The following is a 2,911-nucleotide window of genomic DNA, read 5'->3' on the forward strand; positions in this document are numbered from 1 at the left end:
TGGCGACGCCGTTCGTTCTGGCCATCATGCTGGAGCTGCAAAACGGCTTCCAATTGCCGTGATGCTGCTGGTGATTATGGAGATGAACGGAGCTGACGTGGTCCTGCTGCACCTGCTCGGCGTGCTGTTTTTCCTTGGTCGCCTGATGCACTTTCACGGCTTACGCAGCCGAACCCTGCTGTGGCGCCGCAATGGCATGATTTTAACGCTGCTCTCCATGTTCGACATGGTTGTCACCAATCTGGTGTTCCTGCCATGGGACTAGTTTTTACCCTGCATTAATCTGTAGACTGGCAGAAAAGGTGCAGCCCGCATCGCTTTCTGCCAAAATATGCCTTTTCCGTTAGCCTTTCCAGACTTACCATCATGTCTAACCGCGATACGCTGTTTTCCGCACCAATTGCCAAAATCGGCGACTGGATGTTTGACGAGCGCGTGGCTGAAGTCTTTCCCGATATGATTCAGCGCTCCGTGCCCGGCTATTCCAACATTATTTCGATGATTGGCATGTTAGCCGAACGATTTGTTCAGCCGGACTCAACGATCTATGACCTTGGCTGTTCACTGGGCACCGCCACCCTGTCGGTACGCCGCAACATCAAAGCCGCAGGGTGCAATATTATCGCCGTAGATAACTCCCCCGCGATGGTCGAGCGCTGCCGCCGCCATATCGACGCCTTCCGTGCCGACACGCCGGTGGAAGTGATCGAGGCCGACATTCGCCAGATCCCGATTAAAAATGCCTCGATGGTGGTGCTCAACTTTACGCTGCAGTTTCTTGAACCGGAAGAGCGCCAGCAAAGGCTGAATACCATTTATCAGGGCCTGAAGCCCGGTGGCGCGCTGGTGCTGTCTGAGAAATTCAGCTTTGCCGATGCCGATGTGGGTGAACTGCTGTTCAACATGCATCACGACTTCAAACGTGCCAACGGCTACAGCGAGCTGGAGATTAGCCAGAAACGTAGCATGCTGGAAAACGTGATGCTGACTGACAGCGTGGAAACCCACAAATCGCGCCTGCGCAGCGCCGGTTTCGAACATGCCGAGCTGTGGTTCCAGTGCTTTAACTTTGGCTCTTTAATTGCCTTAAAAGCGAGTCACGCCTGATGGATTTCGGAAACTTTTACCAACTGACTGCCAAAAGCCCGCTGTCGCACTGGCTGGAAACGCTGCCGGGCAAGATCGCCGCCGTGCAGCGTGAATCGCTGCACGGCCATTTCAAGAACTGGGACCGCTCCGTCGAGCACTTGCCGGACATCGTCCCGGAAACCCTCGACCTGCTGCACGGCGTCAGAGCCGACAGCACGCAGCTGACCGCCCACCAGCGTGACGGCATTGAGAAACTGCTGCGTAATCTGATGCCGTGGCGCAAAGGTCCGTTCTCGCTGTATGGCGTCAATATCGATACCGAATGGCGCTCCGACTGGAAATGGGAGCGCGTGCTGCCGCATATCTCTTCCCTAGCCGGGCGCACCGTGCTAGATGTCGGCAGCGGCAGCGGCTACCATATGTGGCGCATGCTGGGCGCAGGTGCCAAGCTGGTAGTGGGCATCGACCCAATGCAGTTGTTTCTGTGTCAGTTCGAAGCCGTGCGCAAGCTGCTGGGTAACGATCAGCGCGCCCACCTGCTGCCGCTCGGCATTGAGCAACTGCCGGAGCTGAAGGCGTTCAACACTGTATTTTCTATGGGCGTGATCTACCATCGTCGTTCACCGCTGGATCACCTCTTCCAGCTGAAAAACCAGCTGGTTTCCGGCGGAGAACTGGTGTTGGAGACGTTAGTGGTGGAAGGCGACGACCAGCAGGTGCTGGTGCCGGGCGAACGCTATGCACAGATGCGCAACGTCTACTTTATCCCCTCTACCGGGGCGCTGAAAAACTGGCTGGAAAAGTGTGGTTTCGTCAATGTGAAGATTGCGGACTACTCCGTGACCAGCATCCAGGAACAGCGCCGTACCGACTGGATGACCAGCGAATCCCTCGCCGAGTTCCTCGACCCGAACGATCCGGGCAAAACGGTAGAAGGTTATCCGGCCCCGCTGCGTGCGGTACTGGTAGCCACTAAGTCCTGAGCAAAGGGGACAAGTGACGCGAGCTTGGCATCTGCGTAGGGGACGGGCATGCCAGTCCCGTTTTCATTCTCAATACTCAAATCGATAGGCAGCGGTAATATTGCGGCACCCAATTCTACTGGGAAAAACTTCCATCTCGCTTGAGTAGCTCAGGGGACAGTTACCGCGATCGTCCCACAGCTGGCACTCGTCGACGCTGGTCATGCTGCTGAGGGCATTGTCAGTTTTGGTGGTCAGACTCAGCTCGCGGTCCTGTTTATCGTAGCGCCACTGCATGGTGCTGCGTTCCGATTTTGAAGAGAACAGCTGATTGTTACTTTCCAGCGGTAGTCGAAAGCCCCGTTGCTGTTTTATCTGAGCCGCGCGACACGCTGCGCACTAGGCGCTGTTTGTCGTCGAAGCGATTAGTGGTTTCTGTAAAACCCTGCTCACCCTGCAGAAGAAATTTATTGGTTGAACTGGTGATACTGTAGACTGGCCCCTTGAATATCCAGACAGTTAGTATCACTTAAGTTAGTGATAGTCTTGATACTAGTTTTGGCACTGTTGCAAAGATCTGGCGATGGTAAACTGATGCCACTGTTTAGTTGAAGGAGCAGCACATGAACCCATTTAAAGGTCGACATTTTGAGCGTTATATTATCCTGTGGGCCGTCCGCTGGTACTGCCAATATGGCATCAGTTATTGTGAGCTGCAGGAGATGCTGGCTGAGCGAGGGGTAAATGTTGATCACCCCACGATTTATCGATGGGTTCAGCGTTCTGCACCTGAGATGGAAAAGCGGCTGCGCTGGTACTGGCGTCAACCTTCCGGTTTTGGCTCATGGCATCTCGATGAA

At 54.8% G+C, this 2,911-nt stretch carries 4 protein-coding genes and 1 pseudogene; 4 read left to right on the top strand and 1 reads right to left on the bottom strand.

Annotated elements, in window-relative coordinates; translation table 11 throughout:
- From BBW68_RS12860 to cmoB, 3 genes are all read left to right on the top strand, one after another.
- Nucleotides 1-265: MAPEG family protein (locus BBW68_RS12860; RefSeq protein ID WP_186821336.1), on the top strand; the 265-nt coding region annotated here is incomplete at its 5' end.
- A 101-nt stretch (nucleotides 266-366) separates the two neighbouring features.
- Nucleotides 367-1,107: a carboxy-S-adenosyl-L-methionine synthase CmoA gene (cmoA, locus tag BBW68_RS12865; RefSeq protein WP_070135666.1), complete on the top strand. Its 741-nt coding sequence runs from the start codon at nucleotides 367-369 to the stop codon at nucleotides 1,105-1,107.
- A complete protein-coding gene (cmoB, locus tag BBW68_RS12870; RefSeq protein ID WP_070135667.1) occupies nucleotides 1,104-2,072 on the top strand; it encodes a tRNA 5-methoxyuridine(34)/uridine 5-oxyacetic acid(34) synthase CmoB in 969 nt (322 codons plus the stop codon). The genes cmoA and cmoB overlap by 4 nt, the downstream gene beginning before the upstream one ends.
- A gap of 69 nt (nucleotides 2,073-2,141) precedes the next feature.
- Here the strand turns inward: cmoB and BBW68_RS12875 are convergent, their stop codons facing one another.
- The gene (locus BBW68_RS12875) at nucleotides 2,142-2,348 is read right to left on the bottom strand and encodes a hypothetical protein (RefSeq protein ID WP_070135668.1); all 207 of its coding nucleotides are present in this window, start codon (nucleotides 2,346-2,348) and stop codon (nucleotides 2,142-2,144) included.
- A 326-nt stretch (nucleotides 2,349-2,674) separates the two neighbouring features.
- On the opposite strand from BBW68_RS12875, the pseudogene BBW68_RS12880 reads away from it, so the two are divergent.
- Nucleotides 2,675-2,911 (top strand): annotated as a pseudogene (locus BBW68_RS12880) (IS6 family transposase); the annotation flags it as partial.

Origin of the sequence: Candidatus Erwinia dacicola (assembly GCF_001756855.1) — a bacterium.
Lineage (GTDB): Bacteria > Pseudomonadota > Gammaproteobacteria > Enterobacterales > Enterobacteriaceae > Erwinia > Erwinia dacicola.

Coding starts and splice junctions, on each gene's coding strand:
- cmoA (WP_070135666.1), top strand. CDS start 367: ATGTCTAACCGCGATACGCTGTTTTCCGCACCAATTGCCAAAATCGGC.
- BBW68_RS12875 (WP_070135668.1), bottom strand. CDS start 2,348: ATGCAGTGGCGCTACGATAAACAGGACCGCGAGCTGAGTCTGACCACC.